This is a genomic window from Streptomyces sp. NPDC006294 (assembly GCF_042870895.1).
Classification (GTDB): domain Bacteria; phylum Actinomycetota; class Actinomycetes; order Streptomycetales; family Streptomycetaceae; genus Streptomyces.
In genome coordinates, this window is record NZ_JBIAHV010000002.1 from 71,979 (window position 1) to 90,932 (window position 18,954).

Sequence of the window (18,954 nt, forward strand, 5' to 3'; positions counted from 1 at the left end):
GGAACCCGGGCACGCCCGTGGCGCGTGCGGCCGCGGGCGGCTCAGGAAGCGGCGGCGTGCACCGCGGCCGCCGCCGCCCGCAGGCCGGGCCGGGGGCTGGACAGCACGGGCACGCGGCTGCCGGTGCGCTCCGCGGCAGCCGCCATCGACGCCTGGGCGAGCACGATGACGTCCGCGTCGCCGATGTCGTCCACGGCGGCCGCCACCGCCGCCAGGTACCCGTCCCGGTCGCCCGCCTCGAACCGCTCCCAGGCGCCTTCGACGAGCACCGTCCTCAGTTCGGTCTCGCGCCCCGCCGCCTCGTCCCGGATCAGGGCGGCCGTCGGCGTCAGCGTGCTGTGCAGCGCCGCCACCACGGCGATCCGCCGGTGCCGGGCCGCCGCGGCCGCCATGGGCCGGTCGACGCGCAGCACCGGTACGCCGAGGGCGGGCCCGCACGCCTCGGCGACGTCGCCGATCGTGGAACACGTGCACAGCGCGGCGCGCGCGCCGCCGGCGACCGCATCCGCGAGGACGGCGGCCACGTCACCGGCGACGGCCTCGGGTCCCTCGCGTACGGCGCGGACCAGCAGTTCCTCGTGCACGAGGTGGCGCACCGCCAGCGACGGGTGCTCGCTGTCCCGCAGACCGTCGAAGACGGGCACATGGACCGGGGAGGTGTGCAGCAGCGCCAGCATGATCGGGATGCTACGCGCCGCGGCACGGACGTCGTCAGCCGGGCACGGCGGGCGCCGGCGGCGCTTCTCCCGGCTCGAAGGAGGCGAGCAGCAGCTCCAGGGCGGCCTGGTCGGGTCCGACGAACGGGTCGGCGCCCGGGGCCCCGCTGATCGTGTCGATCATCTGCGGTGCGCGGCCGACGGCGGGCGGCAGATGCGTACTGAGCACGGCCTCGGGGGCCATGTCCCGCAGCGGCTGGACGCCGGCCAGGTACCTGGCGGGGTCGACGTTGTGGATCCACGGGCTGTCCACGGTCGCCCAGAGCAGCTGGCCGGCCCGCAGCTCGTCGTCCTTGACGTCGCCCACGTGTCCCGCGGCGGCGAGTTCGGCCGTGGGCATCGGGGCGCCGAAGCAGTCCGAGCTGAAGCAGGTGCGGGACGCGTCGTCGTAGAAGCCGGTCGTGGCCGGGTTGTCGAACAACGGCGGCCGGAAGGCCCTGAGCGTACGGTCGCCGACGTCGAGGGACTGGCCGGGATTGAGCAGATGGACCCGGTCCAGCGGCAACGGCCGCTCCGTGGACATGATGCCGACGCCGAGGTACGTCGTCACGAGGCGGGCCCGGGGCGCCGCCTCCAGCAGCGCGAACAGCCCTCCGGTGTGGTCGCGGTCGGGATGGGTCAGCCAGATCCAGCGGACGTCCGCCGGGTCGACGACCGAGCCGAGCGTGTTGAGGAAGTCGCGGTCGGGCAGTCCGAGGCCCGTGTCGACGACGACGGGTTCGGCGGCGTGGAGCACGAACGCGTTGACCGGCAGGTAGCCGATGCCGGGCACCTCGAGGAAGTCGTTGAGGACGCTGACGTCCGGACCGATCTTGTGAATACTCATGTCTGCTCCGGGACCCCCTGGTGACAGGGAGGGGATCGCCGGCACGAACGCCCGCGGTCCCCGAGGGCCCCACGCTCGAGGCGTGCCCACCACCGGGCCGAGAGACTTCTGCTCCCAGTCTGCGCCCCGGCGGCGCGGCACGCCCGCGCGCGTCGTCTCGGGAGCGGACCTCAGAGCGCGGGAGCCGCCTGGGGGCTGCGCGCGGTGTCGCTGCCGGGCACGGGCTCGGAGGCGTCGGACCCGAGCGCGACGATCCGGTTGTCGGCGTCCACGTGCACGACGCTCGGCACCAGGGTGCGCGCCTCCGCGTCCTCGACCTGGGCGTAGCTGATGAGGATGACGAGATCACCGGGGTGGACGAGATGCGCCGCCGCGCCGTTGATCCCGATCACACCGGAGCCGCGCTGCCCCTCGATGACGTAGGTCTCCAGGCGGGCGCCGTTGGTGATGTCCACGATGTGGACGAGCTCGCCCGGCAGCAGGTCGGCGGCGTCCATGAGATCGCGGTCGACGGTGACGGAGCCCACATAGTGAAGATCGGCCTGCGTGACGGTGGCCCGGTGGATCTTGGACTTGAACATGGTGCGCAGCATCGAGGTACTCCTGGAGCTAGGCTCCCTGCCTGCGTTTTTGCAGGTCAAGGGCGGTTTCCCTACCTTACAACGAGGGGCGTGTCCGGTCAGCGCTCCCCAGGGTCCTTCGGGACTCGTGCTCATCGCCCCCGGACCCCGCGCGCGACGACGGCACAAGCCTAAGCCGCACCCTCTGAAGGGCGTCCGTGATCACCGTCACTCCGGCGGTCCGGGCGGCCGTGGGCAGCGAAGGCGGTCGACCGGGGGTCGCGCGCCGCCACACGCTCGCCCCGAGCGACCGCGCGGCAAGTACGGGCGAGGGAGCGTGCTCGCGCACGCAGGGCCGACCGGGGCCGAGACCGGGCCACCGGCGCACCCGCCACCGAGGGGCACCGGCGTCGACCGGAGCCGATCGCACAGGCGGCGTACCGACTGCGGGTCCGGCGGACATGAGCGGGAAGCAACGGCAGCAACCGGCTCGGGCCCTGTCAGGTCCGCTGGGTCATCATGCGGAACCCGGTGCGACATCCGGGCCAGTTGACTAAATCTCCGCACGCCCCCTGTGCTCCCGCGGACCGGTGCCTAGTGTCTTGCTCTGTCTCCGACGAGAGCGTGTCGAGCACAACCACTGGTCGCGTCGCGGTAGTTGACCGCCAAAGGCCGCGACCGTCGCCGCACGCCGCCGGGCGCACCCGTCCGCCGTCCCCGGACCGTACCCCGCCCGCAGACACCCGTCCCCGGCGCCCATTCCGTGCCGCTGAAACCTGCCCTCTGGAGCACGCATGACCATTGCCGACATCAAGGTTCCCGACAGCGCCCTGGCCAAGGAGGCCACGGAGCTGGTCCGTGACACGGCCGATGAACTGATCTTCCACCACTCCCGTCGCGTGTACCTCTTCGGTGCCCTGCAGGGCGAGCGTCGCGGCCTGTCGTACGACCCCGAGCTGCTCTACGTCGGCGCCATGTTCCACGACCTGGGGCTCGCCGAGAAGCATCGTTCCTCCACCCGCCGCTTCGAGATCGACGGCGCCGAGGACGCCAAGGAGTTCCTCCTGGCGCGCGGCGTCTCCGCGGACTCGGCCCGTGTGGTGTGGGAGGCCATCGCCCTGCACACCACTCCCGAAATCCCCACGTACATGGCTCCGGAGATCGCCCTGGTCACCGCCGGCGTCGAGCTCGACGTTCTCGGCATCGGCTACGACGACATCACCGACGAGCAGCGCGCCGCCGTGGTCGCGGCCCACCCGCGACCCGACTTCAAGAACCAGATCCTGCGGGCCTTCAACGACGGCATCGCGCACCGCCCCGACACCACCTTCGGGAACATCAAGGCCGATGTGCTCGCGCGCTACACCGAGGGCTACGTACGGCCGGACTTCGTCGACATCATCACCGGCTCGCGCTGGCCCGAGTGACCCACCGCATGACCGCCGGCCCCTCCCGACACCTCACCGAGAAAGGACCCGTGGCACCGTCATGAAGTCCCTCCATAACCGGACGAACCCGCTGAAGCGCTGGGCTGTCTTCGGGTCCCTCACCGCCATGACCCTGGCCGGCACGATCACCGGTCCCGCCTCCGCGGTGTCCAGCGACGACGCGACGAACCCGGCCGCGGCACAGGCGGCCACCGGCGGCGACAGCGTCGTACTGCAGTGGAACAAGCAGGTCAGCGAGGCGATGCGGGTGAACAACCAGGGCTCCCCGCACCCCACTCCGCCGCCGGTCGGCGGACGGACCCTCGCCGTCGTGCACAACGCGATGTACGACGCCTGGGCCGCGTACGACGCGAAGGCCGTGGGCACCCAGCTCGGCGGCGACCTGCGCCGCCCCGCGGCGGAGCGCACCGAGGCGAACAAGCGCAAGGCGATCAGTTTCGCGGCGCACCGGGCACTGGGCGACCTGTTCCCCGAGCAGCGGGCGACGTTCGACGCCAAGCTCGCGGAACTCGGCTACGACGCGGCCGAGGCCGGCTCGGCCGAGGCGGGCACGCCCGCCGCCGTGGCGGTCGAGGCGACCGACGCGCTGCTCGAGGTCCGCCACCGGGACGGCTCCAACCAGCAGGCCAGCCCGGCGTACAAAACGCCGGAGGGCTACTACGAGCCCGTCAACCAGGCGCAGGACGTGGACGACTTCGACAAGAGCAAGATCGTCGACCCGAGCCGCTGGACGCCGCTGACGCTGAACGGATTGACGCACGACTTCCTCACCCCGCACTTCGCCGACGTCAAGCCGTTCCTCATCGATGACGTCGACAGCTACCTGCCGCCGGCGCCGCCGCGGTACGGCAGCGGGGCCTCCAAGCGCGCCATCGCCGAGCAGATGAAGATCAGCGTGCGCCTGACGGAGCGCCAGAAGGCGATCGCCGAGCACTGGCAGTACCGGGACACCTCGTCCTCTTCCATCCCCCAGGAGTGGGCGGCCTTCGTCTCCAAGCGCGATCACCACAGCCTCGACGAGGACGTGAAGCTGTACTTCGCCCTCAACGTCGCCCAGGGCGACGAGGCGGTGGTCGACTGGAAGACCAAGGTCCACTTCGACTACGGCCGCCCGATCACGATGATCCGGTACGCCATGGACGGCAAGAAGATCCTCGGCTACGCCGGGCCCGACCGGGGGACCAAGCTGATCGACGGCGCCAAGTGGCAGCCCTACCTCAAGACGCCCGCGTTCGCGGCCTACGGCTCGGGGCACACCGGGTTCACCGCTGTCGGTGCGGAGATCCTCAAGCAGTTCACCGGCTCCGACAGGTACGGCGGCACCGGTGTCGTCAAGGCGGGCAGCTCGGCCATCGAGACCGACATGCCGTCGAAGGACGTCCAGCTGAAGTGGGCCACGTTCTCCGACGCGGCCAAGGAGGTGGGCCTGTCCCGCCTGTGGGGCGGCGTGCACTGGAAATTCGACCACACGGCGGCCGACATCCAGGGCCGTGAGCTCGCCCGCGACGTGTACGCCGAGGCGCAGCAGTACTTCGACGGCACCCACCCGGACGCCTGATCCCTCCCCTGCCCCACCGCGTCGTCCCCCCGCGTCGAGGGCCTGCCCGGCAGCCCCGGGCAAGGCCCTCGACGTGCCGCGCCTCGCGGGAATCTCCACGGAGTCGGTGCGGGGATTTCCACGGAGTCAGTGATGATTCGGCCGTCGGGTTGCCGGCGCACCCGCGCGGCACCTGCCCAACGGGCGTCCGCGGTCACCGCCACTCCGGCAGCCTGCCCCGGGAAAGCTGTTGACTCGCCGGGATGCGGGTACCCGGCGGGCATGAAGTGGCAACTGGTGGAAAACCCTCCGGCGGCAACGTACGTGCTCGTCCTCGATCCGGACGAGGAGACGACGGAGGTCCTGACGGCCTTCGTGCGTGCGCGGGGACTGCGTGCCGCCCAGGTCACAGCGGTGGGTGCGTTCAAGAGGGCCGTCGTCGGTTGGTTCGACCGGGACGAGAAGGACTACCGCCGCATTCCGGTCGAGGAGCAGTGCGAGGTGCTCTCGCTGGTCGGGGACATCGCCGTCGGCGAGGAAGGACCGGCGCCGCACGTCCACGCCGTCCTGGGGCTCTCGGACGGGACGACCCGCGGTGGCCACCTGCTGGAGGGCGAGGTCTGGCCCACGTTGGAGATCGTCATACGCAGCAGCCCGGCGACACTGGTGAAGACGTTCCGGCCGGAGATCGGCCTCGCTCTCATCGACCCCTCGAAGGAGTGGCACCACGCCGGGTGACGCCCGTGCCGGCACTCCCCTTCGGCACCCCGCGCGAGGGCAGCCGGCACGGCACCCGGCAGGGAAGGGGACGGAGGCGAACGCGCTGTGAAGGCGACCTTTTCCCTCGGGCATGTGGCCGGCATCCGGCTCGGGGTGCACTGGAGCGTCCTGGTCATCGTCATCGTGCTCGCCCTGGGCCTCGCGGGCCGGTTCCCCGACGCCTACCCGGATCGGCCGGCCTGGCAGTACTGGGTGACCGGGATTCTGGCCGCGGTCGTCTTCCTGCTGTCGCTCCTCGCCCACGAGCTCAGCCACGCCCTCGTGGCCCGCCGCAACGGCGTGGAGGTCGGGGACATCACGCTGTGGCTCCTGGGAGGTATCGCCCGGCTGAAGAGCGAGGCGCCCACCCCGGCCGCCGAAGTCCGCATCGCCGGGATCGGCCCGCTGGTCAGCCTGTTGCTCGGGCTGGTCTTCGGGTTCCTGGCCGGACTTTTCCGCGCCCTTTACGGGGCCGGACTGGTCGCCGAGGCACTGGCATGGCTGGCGGCCATCAACATCCTGCTGGCCGTCTTCAACACCCTGCCCGCCGCTCCCCTCGACGGTGGACGGCTCCTCAGGGCCGTGGTGTGGCACCGGACCGGCAATCCGCTGCGCGCCACCGCGGTGTCGACGGGCGCCGGCCGGGCACTGGGCTGGCTCCTGATCGCGATCGGCCTGTCCTTCGTCTTCCTCGGCGCGGCCCTCAGCGGAATCTGGTTCGTCGTCATCGGCTGGTTCCTCCTCGCCATGGCCACGTCGGAAGGCGGCCAGGCGAAGCTGCGGGAACTGCTCAGCGGGGTTCCGGTGCGCCAGGCGATGGGGCGCGACCCCATCACCGTGAACGCTTCCCTGACGGTGTCCGAGTTCCTGGCCGCGCCGGAGTTCCGGTACCGGCATTCCGCCTTCCCGGTCGTCGACCAGGAGCATCGTCCGGTGGGGCTGGTCAGTGTGAAGACCGCCGCCGGCGTTCCGGAGGTGGAGCGGGACTCCACCGTGGCCTCCGTGATGATCCCGGTCGCCGACATCCCCACGCCGCACCCCGACGGACCGCTGGTGCGCGTCCTGCCCGGTCTGGAAGAGAGCCCGGCGCACCGCGCCCTGGTGGTCGAGAACGGCAGAGTCGTGGGCATGGTCACCACCTCCGACATCAGCCGGGTCACCTCCTGGCTGGCGTCCTCCTCCTCGTGGCGACGCCGGACCTTCTGAGCCCGGGCCGCTCATGAGGCGGCTGCCGTGCCGTCACGGCGAGGCAGGAAGGCGGCGCGTCACCCGCATCGGTGGCCGACCGGGCCGTCCGGCCCAGCAGAAGGAAGCCGCGGTCTCTCGCGGGGCACACAGAGAGATGCGTACCTCCGTGAAGCCCCTACGACCGAGCGAGAGATTCCCGTGGCCTTGAGAGAACACGTTCCCCACCGCCGGCGCAGAGCGGCCGCAGCCGCCCTGGTGGCCGGATGCCTCCTGGCCGCCACCGGCTGCGGTGCCACTCAGGACGAGTACAACCCGCCGGGCGCCAACGCCCGCATCGGCTCGATGCTCATCCGCTACGCCCACATCGCCGAACCCACCGACGGGCCGTGGGAGCCGGGAGACAACGCCCCGCTGTACGTGTGGCTGTTCAACCAGGGCCAACGCTCCGACAGGCTGCTCGGCGCCGAAACGACGATCGCGCGCTCCGTCGACATCGTCACCGCCGCGGGCGACACCCGCGGCCCGGTGGACGTGCCGACCGGCAAACTGCTCGCACTAAACGACGAGCAGCCGCATCTGCTCCTGCGCGGGCTCCGTGAGCAACTGCGCGGCGGCGACTTCGCCTGGGTGACCCTGCGCTTCGAACGGGCTGGCGAGGTAGCCCTCCAGGTCCACGCGCAGCTGCCGACCTACGAGGAGAAGGACGCCACCAAGGCCCCCGGCCTCACCCCGCCCTCGCCCAGCCCGTGAGGGCTCCCGGTGACGCCTTCCCCGATGCTGTGGCGTCACGAGTCCGCAGTCGGGATGCCCCTGGTGCGCTGAGCCGCCGTCGCCCGCCTGGTTCGCCGCCGTCGCCCGCCTGGTTCAGTGGCCGGCCGCCGAGGCGACCGGCACGCGCTCGGTGAAGGTCCTGCCGCCGTCGCGGGTCTCGTGGACGCCGTCCTGGGTGGCTGCCAGCACACGGTCGGCGCTGACCGCGGTGAGCGCCTGGGGCTGCCCGCCGGGCACGGATCCCGCCTTCTTCCAGGTCTTGCCGCTGTCGGTGCTGCGGTGCAGTGCGCCGGTCGGGTCGATGCCGTAGAGGGCGTCGGGCCCGGCCCAGGAGAGGTAGGCCATCACCGGTTCGGCGCCGGGGCCGAACGTCTTGCCGCCGTCGGTGCTCTTCGCGACGCCCGCCTGTGTGGTGGCCAGTACGAGGTCGGGGTCGTCGGGGCTGACGGCGATGTCGAGGGCGGTGAGCTCGGCGCGGTCGTCCCACGTCTTGCCGTCCTCGCTGACGCGGAGCAGGCCGTTGGTGCTGTCGTATCCGTAGACCGTGTCGTGGGCGTACTCCAGGGCGTGGAAGTCCGCCTTGCCGCCGAGGGAGAGGGTCTTCCAGGTCTTGCCTGAGTCGGTGGACTCGATCAGACCGCGGTTGGCGTGGTCGCCGCCGCCCGGTGCGGGATGGCCGCTGCCGAGGAAGGTGTTGGGGCCTTTCACGGTGAAGCCCATGTAGTCGGCGGTGTCGCTGACGCGCTGCGTGGAGCCGTCGTCCTCGACGGCGATGACGCCCTCGTGGGTGGCGACGTACATCCGGCCGTCGGCCGGGTCGATGCCGAGTCCGTGGATGTGACTGACGGCCACCCCGGAAGCCGGTGATTCCTCGGATGGGGCTTCGGCGTTTCCACCGCAGGCGGTCAGGGTGGCCGCGAGTACGGCCGCGGCCACGGCGGGACGGAAGCGGGAACGGAACGTCATGGGAGAGGTCCTTTGCGAGGGAGGAACGGGCTCCTGTGGCGTGGGCGACGCTTTCGGAGTTCGTGCTGGGGAGTACGGCGCCGCAGCGAACGGGTGCTCCGGTCGCGCGCACCGTTACAGCGGGAGTTCGTAGCCGCTGATCCAGGTGGTCTGCAGGTGGTAGATCATCAGCGTCCACAGGCCCGAGACCTGGGCGATGCCGACGACCACCAGCAGGGCGCCGCCGACGCGCAGCACCGTACGGGTGTGGCGGCGGGCGAATGCGAACGCCCGCAGGGACTTTCCGAGGGCGAGGGTGAACACCAGGAACGGTACGCCGACGCCGACGGCGTAGAGGAAGGCCAGGAAGGCGCCGCGCCCCGCCGAGCCGGTGGTCAGGGACAGCGAGAGCACGGCGGCGAGGGTCGGGCCGATGCAGGGGGTCCAGCCGATGCCGAACATCACGCCCATGAACGGTGCCCCGGCGAGCCCGGCGCGCGGGGTGAAGCGCGGCTTGAAGGTACGCGCGAGCGGCGGGAGGCGCTCCAGGGCGCCCAGGAACATCAGGCCGAGCAGAATGGTGAGCACGCCGAGGACCCGGATGACGGTGTCCTGGTGCGCCAGCAGCAGCGTGCTGACCGACCCGAAGAGTGCGCCGTAGGCGGTGAACACGGCGGCGAAGCCGAGGATGAACAGGGCCGTGCCCAGCAGGGCCCGGCTCCGGGCGCGGCCGCCCGGCGCACTCCGTGCCTCCTGGGCGTCGGCCGCGGTCATGCCGGTGGTGTACGAGAGATAGCCCGGGACCAGGGGCAGGCAGCACGGCGAGGCGACGGTGATCGCCCCGGCGGCCAGCGCGACGGGCCCGGCGAGGAACAGGGATCCGGAGCCGACCACCTGGCTGATGTCGACGGACAAAGCGATGCCTTTCTGTGAGGTGCGGGGCCGGCCGCGCCCGGTCCCGTCGGGGTGCGCCGTCCGGGCCGAGCGGAGGTGCGGGGGCGGCGCCCAGGTCTCGCGGGGCGAGACCGCGGGCTTCGACAAGGACCCGTGCCGGTCCGAACTCGTAGCCCTGCGCAAGGAGATCGACGGCCTCCGTGCACCGCGCATCCCACCGACGCCGTGCGGATCCAGAACGAGTCACGCCGAGCGGCTCGGGCATACGCCCGCGACGGTCCTCCTCCACCGGCACCCGGAGGCCGGGCAGTACGCGGCTGCTCCGTCCGTGGGCATCGCCCGGCCGGGACGTCCAGCCGTGATCGGGGCCGATGCCCGGTCACGGAAGCTGCCCCTTGAGGAGCTTCGGCAGGTCCTTGGCGTAGTCCTCGGCGGTGGCCTCCTGCCCGCTGTAGAGCACGTGCGCCCTGTCGTCCTTCGGGGAGAACGCCAGGACCGTCTTGCCGTGCGTGGCAGTGACCTTGCCGTCCTCGCTCGTCACCGGCGGTTCCATGCCCACGCCCACGCTGCGGGCGGCGGCCTCGACCGTCTTGTAGTCCCCGCTGAGCCCGATGAAGTCCGCGTTCCCGGCGCTGCGCAGCCACGTGCCGAGCTCCTGGGGCGTGTCGCGCTCGGGGTCGGTGGTGACGAAGACGAACCGGAGCTTGTCCTGCTCGGCCCTGGGCAGACCCTGGTAGGCGAGGGCAAGGTTGCTCACGGTCAGCGGGCAGGCGTCCGGGCAGTGCGTGTAGCCGAAATAGACCAGGGTCAGGCGGCCCCTGGTCTCCTCCCGGAGGTCGAACTCCTCGCCGTGGGTGTCGGTGAGGACCAGGTCCGGCTTGGTGAACGGCTGGTCCAGCACGGTCGCGGCCTTGTCCGCACCCCCGCCGGTGTCGGCGATGACGAAGGGCTTGTCCTCAGCCCCGGGCTCGGCTCCCGCGCCGCTGCCGCAGGCGGACAGCGCAAGCGCGGCAGCCGCGGTGAACGCGGCGGCGAGCAGGGTGCGATGACGACGCATGACGAGCGACCCCCATGGGGTGGTGACGGCGACGGCGCGGGATGCTCTCCACGCACACAAAACCTAAGCCACTTAGGTGACAGGGGTGAAACTATCAGACACCCGGGCCCGGGCCTTCGGACCTCATGCGAGACGCTGCGCGCCCGCCACGGGTGCGTCGGGCAGCGGGCAGGTCGTCATACCGGCCGCCGCCACCGCGGGCTGGACGGCCAGGACCAGCGGCAGCGCCAGCACCGCGGCCGCTGCCGTCGCCCCGGCCCGGACGGCCGCCCGGCGCAGCGGTCGAGGAGGGCCCATGAGCCGTCGCACCCGGACGGCGACCTGACCGCCGGAGGCCGCCAGCGAAGCGGTCGGCACGCCGGCCCCGGCCAGCTCGACCAGGGCCCCGGCCAGGGTGAGGGAATCGGTACGGGCCGTGGCCTCGTCGTCGGCGGCCATCTCCACCAGCCACCGGGTGTCCTGCGCCGCGGTACGGAACAGCGCCACCTTCGGGAAAGCCCGCTCCAATGCCTCCGCCTGGGCCAGGACCAGGTGGTGCCGCTGACGGATGTGCGCCCGCTCATGGGCGATCACCGCGTCCAGTGCGCGAGGATCCAGCGCGGCGAGCGCCGCCGAGGTCAGCACGATCCGGTGTCCGGTGCCGGGCAGGCAGTACACCGCCGGACGGTCGTCCTCGAGCACCGTCACACCCAGACCGGGATGCGCGCGACCGACCATCGCCAGCACCTCGGCGTGCCGACTGCGCTCCCGCCGCGCCCGCCACAGGGACGCCCCCAGGCACCAGCCGGCGCGGCCCACCACGGCGAGGGCCAGGACCGTGCCGGTGGCGGCCGCCACGGCGCCGCCGGGCGTGACGTACTGAGCGCGCAGCGCCATCACGCACGCGTGGAGCATGTCCGCCAGGCTGCCGCTGACCGGCATCGTCGGCACGGCCAGGACGAGCCCGGCCAGCACGACCGAGACGACGAGCGTGGCCGTGACCGCCTGCCAGGCCCAGATCGCCAGCAGCGGCGCCCGCACCGCCCAGCCCGTCCGGACCAGCAGCACCGGGGCGAGGGCGCCCACCAGCGCCGCGTACCCGAGCAGGAGGATCGCGGCCTTCACGAACCGCTTCCCTCACGGCGCGCCGCGAGCGCCGCCCGCAGCTCGGCGACCTCGGCCTCGTCCAGCCCGTCGAACAGTCGCACCAGCGTCGCGGTACGGTCCGCACCGGTCGCCCACACCTGGTCGATCAGCGACGCCGCGTACTCTTCACGGTCCTTCGTGGCCCGATACTGGAACGCCCGGCTGACCTTGGTCCGGGACAGCCAGCCCTTGCGGTGCAGGATCTCCATCACCGTCTGCACCGTGTTGTACGCCAGCGGCTGCGGCCGGTCGCGGTTCAGCCGCTCCAGCACCTCACGCACCGGCAGTGGCGCTTTCGCCGCCCACACCACGTCCATGATCGCCTGTTCGAGCTCGCCAAAGCCCCGCATCCCGGCCGCCTCCCTGATGAAAACCTAAGCGCCATAGTACGTGCCGCCGCTCAGGCGGCCGGGCGGCCGCGGCGACGCCGCGCCTGTCCAGGTGGGCGAGTTCGGCCGGGCCCCGGGGCCTACGCACGTCGTTTCGCAGGGGAACGGCTGCTTCCGCGGAGAGTGCACCGCAGAAGCAACCGGACGTTCCGGGCCCGCCGCCACGCAGACCCGAGGCGGGCCACGGCCCCGGCCCGCCTCCCCGCTTCCATGGGCGGCGGGCCGCCGGAACGGCCGTACACTCGCAGCATGGGTCGCACGAGTTCTACGAGGCAGTGCCTGCGCCAGGCCGCCTCGGGAGTGCGTCCGGCCGTCGCCCACCCGGCCACCGCCGCCGGCGTAGAGGCGCCCCGTACCCGCCGTGTCGCGCTGCACGGCCACGGTTAGCGATCCTCTCTCCCCCGGCGCGCCGCTTCCCCCGCCGTACGCCGTGCTTCTCCCCGGCCGAGCCCGCCTCGCCCTGCTGACGGCCGGGCGGTCTCCGCCCTGCTCCACGTCACCACAGCAGCCTCCGGCACTCGCCGGCGCTGCAGCCTGGCGACGGCCGCACGATCGGGCCGTGCCACCTCGAAGGGATCATTGTGAAGCTGAGCGAGTTGTTGGCCGGCCAGGAGCACCACGTACTCGAGGGTGACCCGAGCAGAACAGCGATCACCGCGGGGACGACGTTCGACGTGGACCGGGTGACGCCGGGCTGCCTGTTCATCGCCGTGCCAGGACACCGGAAGGGCGGGCACGGCTCCGTGGCGCCCGCGCTCGCCCGCGGAGCGGCCGCCGTGCTCGTCGACGGCACGGACCCGGCGCTGTCGCTGACGGTGTGGCCACCCGGTACCTGTGCCGTGCGGGTGCCGGACGTCCGGAGGGCGGCCGCGATCGTGGCCTCCCGCTACTTCGGCGAGCCGGGGCGGCAGATGGACATGGTGGCGATCACCGGCACCAACGGCAAGACGTCGGTCTCGTACATGATCGAGTCCGCCCTGCGGATCTCCGAGGGCGCGAAGTCGGGGGTCATCGGGACGGCCGGCAGCCGGATCGGCGACGAGCTGATCCCGATGCCGCAGTCGGGGCTGAGCACCCCGGAGTCACCGGACATGCAGTATCTGCTGGGGTGCATGCGCGACCGCGGGGTCGGCAGTGTGGTGCTGGAGGCCACCTCGATGGGCCTGCTGACGCACCGCATGGACCGTACGTTCATCGACGTCGGCGTGTTCACCAACCTGACGCAGGACCACCTCGACGACCACGGCACGATGGCGAACTACCGGGACGCCAAACTCCGTCTCTTCCAGGGGCTGTGCCGGCGCGCGGTCGTCAATGCCGACGACCCGGTGGGCGCCGGGATCGTGGCGATGATGCCGGGTGCGGTGACCACGTACGCCCTGGAAGCGCCGGCGGACTACCGGGCCACCGACCTCGTCGTCAGCTCGTCCGGCACGCGGTTCACCCTCCATCACGGCGGACGCACCTATCCGGCGTCGATCCCGATCCCGGGCCGGTTCTCGGTGGCCAACGCGCTCGCCACCCTGGCCGCCTGCCACGTCCTCGGGCACGAGCTGGGCGCCCTCGTCGCCGCACTCGACCGGATGCCGCCCGTCCCCGGCCGGTTCGAGCGCTTCCAGACGCCGGGCGGCGCCTCCGTGATCGTGGACTACGCCCATTCGCCGGACTCCCTGGACAAGGTCCTGACCACCATCCGCGGTTACGCGCGGGGCCGGGTGATCACCGTCTTCGGCTGCGGCGGCGACCGGGACACGACGAAGCGGGCCGACATGGGGCGGATCGCCGGGACCCACTCCGACCTGTGCGTCCTCACCTCGGACAACCCGCGCAACGAGGACCCGCAGGCCATCCTGGACCAGATCGCCCCCGGCCTCGCCGCGACCGGTACCCCGTTCGAGCGGATCGCCGACCGCCGCGAGGCCATCTCGTTCGCCATGTCCGCGGCAGGTCCGAAGGACACGGTCCTGATCGCCGGCAAGGGCAGCGAGCCGCACCAGATCGTCGGCGAGGAACTGCTGCCCTTCAGCGACATGGCCACCGTGCGTGAACTCGCCCTGGAACAGCAGGCCGTCGTCCGCGCCCGCGCCGCCCGGTCCGCCGCTTCCTCAGCAGCGGGTCGCTGACGCGCGGCGCGGCCGGGATCGAATCCGACGCCGTCTCGAGGAGTCGGTGACCGGACGGCCGAGGCTGTCCGGCCGGCCGTCTCAGCGGGTGAGGGTCACACCTCGGTGCTGGAGACGCGCTGGACGGCGAGGAGGGCGACGTCGTCGATGCGCTCCGGGGCGTCGCGCCGGGCGAGGAAGTCCACCAGCTGTCCCAGGTCCAGCCCGTCCTCGCGCGATGCCGCCCAGCGGTGGATGTCGTCGATCATCTCGCGCACGCAGACGTCGATGTCGGCGTTCCGGCGCTCCACCAGCCCGTCGGTGAACAGCACCAGCGCCTCGTCGCCGTCCATGCCGGTCCTGGTCGTCGGGAACACGGCCGCGGGGTCGACGCCGAGGGGCGGGCCGCCCGCCAGGACGACCTCGCTGACGGCTCCGCGCCGGATGCGCAGGGGGTGGAGATGTCCGGCCCGGCCGCCCTTCAGCGCGCCGCCCTTCGGGTCGAGGACCAGATAGGTGCAGGTGGCGAAGCGATCGGTGTCGAGGTCGCAGAGGACCCGGTTGACCTGCCCGAGGAGGGCGCCGGGCGGCAGCCCCGCCTCCGCGCACGCCCGCAGGGCGACGCGCAGCTGCCCCATGACGGCGGAGGCGTGGGCGTCGTGGCCCTGGACGTCGCCGATGACGAGGGCCGCCGTTCCGTCCCTGAGCGAGAGGATGTCGTACCAGTCGCCCCCGATGTGCATGCCCTGCGTGCCGGGCAGGTAGCGGGAGTGCACGGTGAGCGAGTCCAGCGCCGGGAGATGCCGCGGCAGCATGGCCTCCTGCAGGTCGGTGGCGCGCTGGTGCTCCGTGTCGAACAGCCGGGCGCGTTCCAGGCTCTGGGTGAGGATGACGGCGACGGCCGTGTAGAAGGTCCGCTCGCCGGCGTCGAACTTCCGCGGCCGGGCGAAGGCGATCAGGCAGGCGCCGGTGACCTGGTCCACGGACCCCAGGGACAGCACCACCCATGAGCGCGGCGGTACGTCGCCGGTGGCGGCGAGTTCGGCGAGCGCCGGACCGGTGTGCCGGCTGAGGTCCTCGATGAACAGCGCCTGCTCCTGCCTGGCGGCCAGGGCCATGACGGTGTGCGCGGGCCCGCGCAGGTGGGAAAGCGCCGTGGGGATGGCGGTCTCGCCGACGATCGTCAGCCGGCCGGCTTCCTCGATGCCGAGGACGAGGTTCTCGGCGCCGAGCGCCGGCCGGGCGAGCTGCGTCATGACGCGGGTGACGTCCCGCACGGTGACGGCCTGCGAGAGCGCCCGGGTGAGCGTGAAGAGGAACGAGTCGCGTGAGCTGTCCGCCGACACCGAACCGCGCGGCGACCGGTCGGATCCGTCCCCGGTCTCCATGACCAGGCCGACCGCGCGGGCGGGGCGGCCCTGGTCGTCCATGATCACGCGGCCGAATTCGGTCACGGCGTGCACGCTGCCGTCGGGGTGCAGGATGCGGTAGCCGAGGTGGTACCTCCCGGCGTCCTCCGCCGCGCCGTGCGCGGGGGCGCTGACCGCCTCCTCCGTCACGCGGGCGATGGCCGCCTGCAGAACCGGCACGTCGTCCGGGTGCAGCAGGGCGAAGAACGTGTCGCCCTTGCCGTCGAAGGTGGCGGGATCCACCCCGTAGACGGCGCAGGTCCGTTCGTCCCAGTACACGTTGTCGGCCATGAAGTCCCAGGCGAAGACACCGGCCCGTGCCGCTTCCGCGGCCTCGCCGAGCGTCGCGTCGCAGCTGTGCGCGGCGAGCACATGGGCGCAGCACTCCGCCACCACGTCGAGGACTTCCGGGTGCTCGTGGCAGACGCCGTCCGCGCCGCCGCCCTCGAGGGCCACGACCAGGACGCCCCGGACCTGCCCGCCCGAGGACAGCGGCAGCGCATGCGTCCGGGGACCCGCGCCGTCCGGCTGCGTACGCCGTCCGGTGCGCAGGACCTCGCGGGCGACGGCGTCGAGCGCGCGGTCGCGGTCGTCGTTCCCCGGGCCGTCCGCCGGGGCCGGCCGGCAGTGGAGGCCCGTCCGGTCCTGCACGTACAGGAAGGTCCGTCCGGCCGGAAGGGCGCCGGCGCTGTCGTCCGCGAGCGTCAGGGCCTCGAGCAGTGCCTGCGGGTCACGGCAGCCCAGTACCCGCGCGAGCAGGTTCCGGAGCCCCGCGGGTTCGACCATGGCCGCGCCACACCTTCCAGTGATCGAGCAAAGCCGGATGAATTTTCCCTCATCGTATGAATTGTTCTCAATGGTAGGAACAGGATGCGACATCCTCTCTCGCTGGGACGAGGCGCCTCGTCGCGGGCCCGTCCGGGGAAGCGGGCCGGGCGGCGGGCGCCGCCCGGGGCCGCCCGTGCGAAGAGGTCCGATACTGGTGGGGTGAGTGATTCGCACATCAAGCCTCACCTGCGATGCCTCCATGGCAGCGGCTCCGATCTCGGCCACGCGGTGGCGGAGCGGTCGCTGGAGCGGGCGGCGGGGAAGTCGGACGTCGCGCCGCTTCCGCTGGGCCCGCCGGTCCACGTGCTCGTGGTCCATACGGGCGGATCGTCGAATCTGCGCTGGTCCGCGGACGGCACGGCGCGCCGTGAGCGTTTCCACGCGGGGCAGGCGCTGGTCAATCCGGCCGGATGGGCGTCGAGGCCCCGCTGGCAGGACGACGTGGAGTTGCTGCTGCTCGGAATCGATCCGGTGTGGCTGGAGAAACTGGCCGAGGAGGGCGGGGCGGCGGGCCCGGTCGAGCTGGTTCCGCGGTTCCACTTCACCGATCCGCTGCTGAAGATGCTGCTGGAGCGACTGGTGGCCGAGTACGCCGGTCCGGGCCCGGCGGACGCGCTGTACGCGCAGTCGCTGGTACAGGCCGCGGCCGCGGTGGTACTGCGGGTGGCGGGCGAGGGCGGCGCCGTGGCGCGCCGGGAGGGCGGACTGTCGCCGCGCCGGCTGGCCGAGGTGGTGGACTTCATCCACGCGAACCTCTCCCAGCGGGTCACGCTGGCGGATCTCGCGAGCGTGGCGGGGGTGAGCGAGTCGCACTTCACCCGCGTCTTCAGGGCCTCGACCGGGGAGTCCCCGCACCGGTACGTGACGCAGCGGCGCCTGGAGCACGCGCGGCGTGAGCTGATGCTCTCCAGCCGTCCGATCGCGGAGATCGCGACGGAGGCGGGGTTCGCCGACCAGAGTCACCTGACGCGGATGATGCGGCGCCACGAGGGGGCCACGCCGCGGGCGCTGCGGGACGGGACGGCGGCCGCTGACGGGCGGCGCCCGAAGTCGTGAGCGTTCTGTTCCACGGGTGATCGGATCGTTCAAGATGCGCGCCCGTTGTGGCCGCGATTCTGTGAGGCACGGCATTGCCCCCGGCGCGGTCCGCCGGTCGGTGCCGTCCCTGTAGCCACATCGCAAGGAGGCCGTCATGGTCGACACTCCGGACAGGACGCTCAACGGCAAGGCCGCCTTCGTCGGCGGCGCGTCCCGCAACCTCGGTGGGCTGATCAGCTCCACCCTCGGCGCGGCAGGCGCCCTGGTCGCCGTGCACTACAACAGCGACTCCTCACGGGCCAAGGCCGAGGACGTCGTCGCGCAGATCAACGAGGGGCCGGGCGAGGCGTTCGCGATCCAGGGGGATCTGACGAAGGCCGCCGAGGTGGAGCGGGTCTTCGACGAGGTCCTGAACCGGTTCGGCAAGCTCGACTTCAGCGTCAACACCGCCGGCATGGTGCTGAAGAAGCCGCTGACCGAGATCACCGAGGACGAGTACGACCGTATGTTCGCGGTGAACTCCAAGGCCGCGTTCTTCGTCATGCGGGAGGCGGCGCGCCGCATCGAGGACGGCGGAAAGATCATCACGATCGTGACGTCGCTGCTCGCCGCCTACACAGGGCTGTACTCGTCCTACGCGGGCAGCAAGGCGCCGGTCGAGCACTTCACCCGCGCCCTGTCGAAGGAGCTGTTCGGCCGGAACATCTCGGTCAACAACATCGCCCCCGGGCCGATGGACACGTCGTTCTTCTACCCGGCGGAGGACGACGGCTCCGTCGCGTACCACAAGTCGTCCGCGATGAACGGCGACCTGACCAAGATCGAGGATATCGTTCCGTGGGTGACGCACCTGCTGACGGACGGCTGGTGGGCCAACGGTCAAACCCTCTTCCTCAACGGCGGATACACCACCCGCTGACCGGATCCGGCCGGGCGCACACCGCCGCCGGCCCGTCCGCCCGGCCGGTCCCCCTCGTACCGATCTGATCGGAGACCACCGTGACAGCCCAGCTCAACGACCCGGCCGTCGCCGCGTTCGTCGACGCCGTCAACGCCGGCGACAAGGACGCCTTCTTCGCGGCGCTCACCCCGGACGCCACCATGGCCGACGACGGTACCGACCGCGACATCCGCGACTGGACCGAGAAGGAGATCTTCTCCTCGGACGGGCGCATGGACGTCGAGGACGTCTCTCCCGACGGGCGCACCCTGACCGCCGTCTACACCAACTCGACCTGGGGCTCCATGCGCACGCGCTGGACGTTCACCGTCTCCGGGGGCAAAATCAGCCGCTTCGAGACCGGCCAGGCCTGAACCGCCCAACTCGCCCCCGCCACTCCCCCCGCTCGTCGACGCACCGCA

Annotated in this window: 19 protein-coding genes; 10 read left to right on the forward strand and 9 right to left on the reverse strand. The window is 72.0% G+C overall.

What is annotated here, in order from left to right; all coding sequences use genetic code 11:
* Positions 1–41 precede the first annotated feature (41 nt).
* The 3 genes from ACFYOP_RS03255 to panD all read right to left on the reverse strand — a co-directional run bounded on the left by ACFYOP_RS03255 (position 42) and on the right by panD (position 2,135).
* On the reverse strand, positions 42–677 hold the full coding sequence (locus ACFYOP_RS03255; protein ID WP_356891022.1) for an aspartate/glutamate racemase family protein: 636 nt from the start codon (positions 675–677) through the stop codon (positions 42–44).
* 34 nt (positions 678–711) lie between these two features.
* Positions 712–1,542 (reverse strand): MBL fold metallo-hydrolase, encoded by an 831-nt coding sequence (locus ACFYOP_RS03260; protein ID WP_356891020.1) that lies wholly within the window; start codon positions 1,540–1,542, stop codon positions 712–714.
* A 170-nt stretch (positions 1,543–1,712) separates the two neighbouring features.
* Positions 1,713–2,135: an aspartate 1-decarboxylase gene (gene panD, locus ACFYOP_RS03265; protein WP_356891018.1), complete on the reverse strand. Its 423-nt coding sequence runs from the start codon at positions 2,133–2,135 to the stop codon at positions 1,713–1,715.
* A gap of 761 nt (positions 2,136–2,896) precedes the next feature.
* Between panD and ACFYOP_RS03270 the strand changes: the two genes are divergently transcribed.
* The 5 genes from ACFYOP_RS03270 to ACFYOP_RS03290 all read left to right on the forward strand — a co-directional run bounded on the left by ACFYOP_RS03270 (position 2,897) and on the right by ACFYOP_RS03290 (position 7,784).
* Positions 2,897–3,529, forward strand: a complete 633-nt coding sequence (locus ACFYOP_RS03270; protein ID WP_356891016.1) for an HD domain-containing protein — start codon at positions 2,897–2,899, stop codon at positions 3,527–3,529.
* A 61-nt stretch (positions 3,530–3,590) separates the two neighbouring features.
* Positions 3,591–5,108 carry a vanadium-dependent haloperoxidase gene (locus ACFYOP_RS03275; protein WP_356891014.1) on the forward strand — a complete coding sequence of 506 codons (1,518 nt, stop codon included), beginning with the start codon at positions 3,591–3,593 and terminating at the stop codon, positions 5,106–5,108.
* Between the two features lie 261 nt (positions 5,109–5,369).
* A complete protein-coding gene (locus tag ACFYOP_RS03280) occupies positions 5,370–5,825 on the forward strand; it encodes a PPC domain-containing DNA-binding protein (RefSeq protein ID WP_356891012.1) in 456 nt (151 codons plus the stop codon).
* A gap of 87 nt (positions 5,826–5,912) precedes the next feature.
* The gene (locus ACFYOP_RS03285; RefSeq protein WP_356891010.1) at positions 5,913–7,052 is read left to right on the forward strand and encodes a site-2 protease family protein; all 1,140 of its coding nucleotides are present in this window, start codon (positions 5,913–5,915) and stop codon (positions 7,050–7,052) included.
* A 180-nt stretch (positions 7,053–7,232) separates the two neighbouring features.
* Positions 7,233–7,784, forward strand: a complete 552-nt coding sequence (locus tag ACFYOP_RS03290; protein ID WP_356891008.1) for a copper chaperone PCu(A)C — start codon at positions 7,233–7,235, stop codon at positions 7,782–7,784.
* A gap of 114 nt (positions 7,785–7,898) precedes the next feature.
* Here the strand turns inward: ACFYOP_RS03290 and ACFYOP_RS03295 are convergent, their stop codons facing one another.
* The 5 genes from ACFYOP_RS03295 to ACFYOP_RS03315 form a co-directional block, all read right to left on the reverse strand.
* Entirely contained in the window at positions 7,899–8,771 is an 873-nt protein-coding gene (locus tag ACFYOP_RS03295; RefSeq protein ID WP_356891006.1) for a F510_1955 family glycosylhydrolase, read from the reverse strand.
* A gap of 114 nt (positions 8,772–8,885) precedes the next feature.
* Positions 8,886–9,665, reverse strand: coding sequence for a cytochrome c biogenesis protein CcdA (locus tag ACFYOP_RS03300; RefSeq protein WP_356891004.1), 780 nt, complete (start codon positions 9,663–9,665; stop codon positions 8,886–8,888).
* 358 nt (positions 9,666–10,023) lie between these two features.
* Positions 10,024–10,701: an SCO family protein gene (locus tag ACFYOP_RS03305; RefSeq protein WP_356891002.1), complete on the reverse strand. Its 678-nt coding sequence runs from the start codon at positions 10,699–10,701 to the stop codon at positions 10,024–10,026.
* Positions 10,702–10,824: 123 nt separating this feature from the next.
* Positions 10,825–11,805 carry a M56 family metallopeptidase gene (locus ACFYOP_RS03310; RefSeq protein ID WP_356891000.1) on the reverse strand — a complete coding sequence of 327 codons (981 nt, stop codon included), beginning with the start codon at positions 11,803–11,805 and terminating at the stop codon, positions 10,825–10,827.
* The gene (locus ACFYOP_RS03315) at positions 11,802–12,176 is read right to left on the reverse strand and encodes a BlaI/MecI/CopY family transcriptional regulator (RefSeq protein WP_356890998.1); all 375 of its coding nucleotides are present in this window, start codon (positions 12,174–12,176) and stop codon (positions 11,802–11,804) included. Before ACFYOP_RS03315 ends, ACFYOP_RS03310 begins: the two co-directional genes overlap by 4 nt.
* A 288-nt stretch (positions 12,177–12,464) precedes the next feature.
* On the opposite strand from ACFYOP_RS03315, the gene ACFYOP_RS03320 reads away from it, so the two are divergent.
* Together ACFYOP_RS03320 and ACFYOP_RS03325 are read left to right on the forward strand one after the other, a co-directional pair.
* The gene (locus ACFYOP_RS03320; RefSeq protein WP_356890996.1) at positions 12,465–12,602 is read left to right on the forward strand and encodes a hypothetical protein; all 138 of its coding nucleotides are present in this window, start codon (positions 12,465–12,467) and stop codon (positions 12,600–12,602) included.
* Between the two features lie 194 nt (positions 12,603–12,796).
* The gene (locus ACFYOP_RS03325) at positions 12,797–14,338 is read left to right on the forward strand and encodes a UDP-N-acetylmuramoyl-L-alanyl-D-glutamate--2,6-diaminopimelate ligase (protein ID WP_356890994.1); all 1,542 of its coding nucleotides are present in this window, start codon (positions 12,797–12,799) and stop codon (positions 14,336–14,338) included.
* Positions 14,339–14,433: 95 nt separating this feature from the next.
* On the opposite strand, the gene ACFYOP_RS03330 is transcribed toward ACFYOP_RS03325, so the two are convergent.
* On the reverse strand, positions 14,434–16,512 hold the full coding sequence (locus tag ACFYOP_RS03330; protein WP_356890992.1) for a SpoIIE family protein phosphatase: 2,079 nt from the start codon (positions 16,510–16,512) through the stop codon (positions 14,434–14,436).
* Between the two features lie 201 nt (positions 16,513–16,713).
* Here ACFYOP_RS03330 and ACFYOP_RS03335 point away from each other — a divergent pair, with 201 nt between their 5' ends.
* The 3 genes from ACFYOP_RS03335 to ACFYOP_RS03345 all read left to right on the forward strand — a co-directional run bounded on the left by ACFYOP_RS03335 (position 16,714) and on the right by ACFYOP_RS03345 (position 18,906).
* Positions 16,714–17,610, forward strand: coding sequence for an AraC family transcriptional regulator (locus ACFYOP_RS03335; protein WP_356890990.1), 897 nt, complete (start codon positions 16,714–16,716; stop codon positions 17,608–17,610).
* A 136-nt stretch (positions 17,611–17,746) separates the two neighbouring features.
* The gene (locus tag ACFYOP_RS03340) at positions 17,747–18,511 is read left to right on the forward strand and encodes an SDR family oxidoreductase (RefSeq protein ID WP_356890988.1); all 765 of its coding nucleotides are present in this window, start codon (positions 17,747–17,749) and stop codon (positions 18,509–18,511) included.
* 80 nt (positions 18,512–18,591) lie between these two features.
* Positions 18,592–18,906 (forward strand): nuclear transport factor 2 family protein, encoded by a 315-nt coding sequence (locus ACFYOP_RS03345; protein ID WP_356890986.1) that lies wholly within the window; start codon positions 18,592–18,594, stop codon positions 18,904–18,906.
* Positions 18,907–18,954 lie beyond the last annotated feature (48 nt).